The 3724-nt window shown below is 58.9% G+C and carries 3 protein-coding genes and 1 pseudogene; 2 read left to right on the top strand and 2 right to left on the bottom strand.

What is annotated here, in order from left to right; genetic code table 11:
* Positions 1-145: pseudogene (locus AC1DSG_RS28980) on the bottom strand (serine/threonine protein kinase); the annotation flags it as partial.
* A gap of 222 nt (positions 146-367) precedes the next feature.
* On the opposite strand from AC1DSG_RS28980, the gene AC1DSG_RS28975 reads away from it, so the two are divergent.
* Positions 368-736: a hypothetical protein gene (locus AC1DSG_RS28975; RefSeq protein WP_477793940.1), complete on the top strand. Its 369-nt coding sequence runs from the start codon at positions 368-370 to the stop codon at positions 734-736.
* A gap of 128 nt (positions 737-864) precedes the next feature.
* On the opposite strand, the gene AC1DSG_RS28970 is transcribed toward AC1DSG_RS28975, so the two are convergent.
* Positions 865-2460: a glycoside hydrolase family 17 protein gene (locus tag AC1DSG_RS28970; protein WP_477793939.1), complete on the bottom strand. Its 1596-nt coding sequence runs from the start codon at positions 2458-2460 to the stop codon at positions 865-867.
* Between the two features lie 298 nt (positions 2461-2758).
* Here AC1DSG_RS28970 and AC1DSG_RS28965 point away from each other — a divergent pair, with 298 nt between their 5' ends.
* Entirely contained in the window at positions 2759-3610 is an 852-nt protein-coding gene (locus AC1DSG_RS28965; RefSeq protein ID WP_477793938.1) for a glycine betaine ABC transporter substrate-binding protein, read from the top strand.
* The last annotated feature ends 114 nt before the right edge of the window (positions 3611-3724 follow it).

The raw sequence follows: 3724 nt of genomic DNA, 5'->3' as shown, positions 1-3724 counted from the left end.
GGTCTGGAGGTGTCGTGGCGATGGTCGCCTCGAACGGGTTGGTCAAGGGGTAGCCATAACTGGCGGCGTCGACATCAACCGCCAGTGCGGACGCACTCAATATAAGGCCGCCGAAAAGGGCGGCGAAGCGCAAGGAACGGAGCATGACTAGATCCCTTAGAAGAAGGTGCCGAATGAAGTTCGCAGGCTATGACCATCGGGGTTGCGCCAAAGTGCCACGCATCGGCACCAAAGAGGCTGATTTCCGGTAATAGTAGCTGGACGATACACTTTGCAGAGATTTCCTGACCAGATTTATGTTGCTCACGTTTGCATCCCACTGTGGGGGGATTAAGCTGGCCGCCGTTTTCGCCTATTGGAGTGCTTCATGCCCCGCCGTCTGCCCGTGGTTTTGCTGCTCGTTTTGCTGCCTTTATGGCTGGCCGCCAGTTACGGTGCGCGTTATGGCTTCATGGAGGATGCGCAGTGGGTGGGCCTCTGCGTGGACGAGGCGAGTCGCTGGGAGTGTGCGATTCGTTCGAACCTGGGCTTGATGATTCACTTCAGTGTGTTGGGCTGGGCGGCGATCGTGGCAGCCGTGCTTGGCTTCGTTCTGCCGGGTCGGGCAGGGTGGTGGCTGGCGGTGCTGGCGCTGGTGTTCGGGTTTCCGGCGTTGGCGTTGTACAACACGACGCTGGCTGTTTTTGCGGTGGTGATTGCGGGGTTGCGTCTGGTCCGGGAGAGTCGCAGCGCCTGATAGTCAGCCTTCGCGAGCAGGCTCGCTCCCACATTGACCGGGTTCTTCAGCAGAAACGCGGTTAATTGTAGGAGCGAGCCGGCTCCGGGCGGCGTTCCGACGATGAGGCCGGCAAACGCGCTGAAATTTTAAGCCTTGCGAACCCGCAAACCGCGCCACAACGCCGCTACCATCAGCAAACTCACCAGCGCCCAACCCCAGGCCTGCTGGTTCTGCAAACCTTCACGGAGCAGCTGCGGCACAATGCCTGCGCCAATAATGAAGGTCAGCAACGCAGTCTCCCGACGGGGCGCGTTCACCGGGCGGCACAGATAAACCAGTGCCGGCAGGATAAACGCCACACTCGGGAAACTGCGATAACGCGGATCGAACACCAGCTCCAGCATCATCACTGCCGCGGCAAACCCCGCCGTCACGAGCAGCCAGCCAGCCCAACGTTCCAGCGCGTTGAATGCCCGCTCACGCCACCCGGTGCGTGCGCTCAATGTCAGCGCGGCATGCGCAAGCACCAATAGATTCAAAGCCGTCAGCAGTGCCACCCACAACCATTCACTGGCAAACCGGGTGGTAACGCGAGCCAGGTCACCCCACGCGCCAATCGAGCAAGCCGCTAGCGCACCGAGCAGCGGCAGCACCAGCGCCGCGCGAGTGCTGCGAACGCGACCGCCGAGGACCAGCGTGCCGAGGAAAATCAAGCCACCCACCGCAAGCCATTGCGACCAGTACGGCACGTTAGTCACCGGACCTGCCAGTACGCCCTTGTCCTGACGATCCGCGTCGAACAGGCCCCAGTACCCACCGACTGCACCTTCACTGGCGCGTTTCCACGGCTGGTCGAAGGCTTCGATCAGGTTGTAATGCCAGCCTTGCTGTTCAGCCATCACGACAAAACCGCGAATGAACTTGGCTTCGTTGACCCGGCTYGGCAGGGCGGTCTCACGTTGACGGCCTTCGCTCGGCCAACCGGTTTCCCCGATCATCACATCTTTGGGTGCGAACTTGTTGCCGAACACCTGACGCACTTCGGCCACATGCTGCAGGGCCGCGTCGATGTTCGAGGGATTATCTTCCCAGTACGGCAGCAAGTGGATGGTCAGGAAGTCGACCGCCGGGGCGATTTCCGGGTGCTTGAGCCAGAACTCCCAGACGTCGGCGTAAGTGACGGGCTGTTTGACCTGGCTTTTGACCTTGTTAATCAGCCTGGCCAGTTGCGCACCGGTGACCTCTTTGCGCAGCAGGGTTTCGTTGCCGACGATGACCGCGGTCACTACGTCAGCGTTGGCATTCGCCGAGGCAATCAGCAGGTCGACCTCTTTCTCGGTGTCGACCGGATTGCTGTTGACCCAGGCGCCGATCATCAGTTTCAGACCGTGCTTGCGTGCCAGATCAGGGATGGCCTCCAGACCGGTCATGGAATACGTGCGGATGCATTCGAAGCTTTTGGCCAACAGCGCGAGGTCGGCGTCCATACGCTCCGGACGCAATTTGAACGGCTGATCGAACGGCGATTGATCCTTGTCGAACGGGGTGTAGGAGGCGCATTGCAGCTTGTGCGTCGCGCTGGCCACATCCGGCAAAATCACCGGTTTGCCCAAGCCGTACCAGAAGCCGCCGAAGGCAAATAGCCCCAGCAGGCAGGCGAATAAATAAGCAGAAAAAGGAAAGCGTGATGTCGCGGGCATGGTCGGGGCGTCTGGGAGCAAAGCCGCGCATGTTACCTGCATTTGCCGCAGATCAGGTGCCCCGCATAACTTTGACATGCAAAGTCTGGGCGGATTGGCCGGGGTGTTTGCGTTGCTCAGAAACTATGGCGTTCTGATGTCGTTTCTCGGTGCCTTGAGGTCGCTGGCAGAGCAGGTCGCAGTTGTCGTGAGGTTGATTATCGACGCATCAGTGCTCTCATAGAAATCACGCTGATGTTTGAACGAGTTTGCGGTGGGCGTGATGGGGGCGCTGTGCACCATAACTATACGTTGACGCGACTCGGCATCCGTCGAGCGCAGCACTTTCGGGGAAGTAACGATGAAGATGCGACGACTTTTAGGCGCAGGTGCCGCTCTGGTGCTTGCGATTGGCTCCACCATGGCCAGTGCCGAGAACAAGACCTTGAGCATCGGTTACGTTGACGGCTGGTCCGACAGCGTCGCAACGACTCACGTAGCGGCAGAAGTGATCAAACAGAAACTGGGTTATGACGTGAAGCTGCAAGCCGTCGCCACCGGGATCATGTGGCAGGGCGTGGCCACCGGCAAACTCGACGCCATGTTGTCCGCCTGGCTGCCGGTGACACACGGTGATTACTGGACCAAGAATAAGGATCAGGTGGTCGATTACGGTCCGAACTTCAAAGACGCAAAAATCGGTTTGATCGTGCCGGAGTACGTCAAGGCCAAAACCATCGGCGATCTGAAAACCGATGACAGTTTCAAAAACCGCATCGTCGGCATCGACGCCGGTTCAGGCGTGATGATCAAGTCCGAACAGGCGATCAAGGACTATGACCTGACCGGGTACCAACTCAAGGCCAGTTCCGGCGCCGGCATGATTGCCGAACTGACCCGTGCCGAGAAGAAAAACGAATCCATCGCGGTGACCGGTTGGGTGCCACACTGGATGTTTGCGAAGTGGAAACTGCGCTTCCTGGACGATCCGAAAGGCGTTTATGGCGCCGCTGAAACTGTCAATAACATCGGCAGCAAAGAACTCGCCACCAAAGCGCCGGAAGTCGCCAAGTTCCTGAAAAACTTCCAGTGGGCGTCGAAAGACGAAATTGGCGAAGTCATGTTGGCGATTCAGGATGGCGCCAAGCCGGAAGCCGCTGCGAAAGATTGGGTGGCCAAACACCCGGAGCGAGTTGCCGACTGGACCAAATGATTTGAGCTGACGCGTCTATTCAGTACTTCTCAAGGCCCCTTGGCAGTCAAGCCAAGGGGCCTTTTGCTTTTCTGTAGGAGCCCGGCTTACCGAAGATGGCGATCTTGACGCCGC

The sequence above is a fragment of the Pseudomonas sp. P5_A12 genome, assembly GCF_056400685.1.
This window is presented reverse-complemented; position numbering and strand designations above follow the sequence as displayed.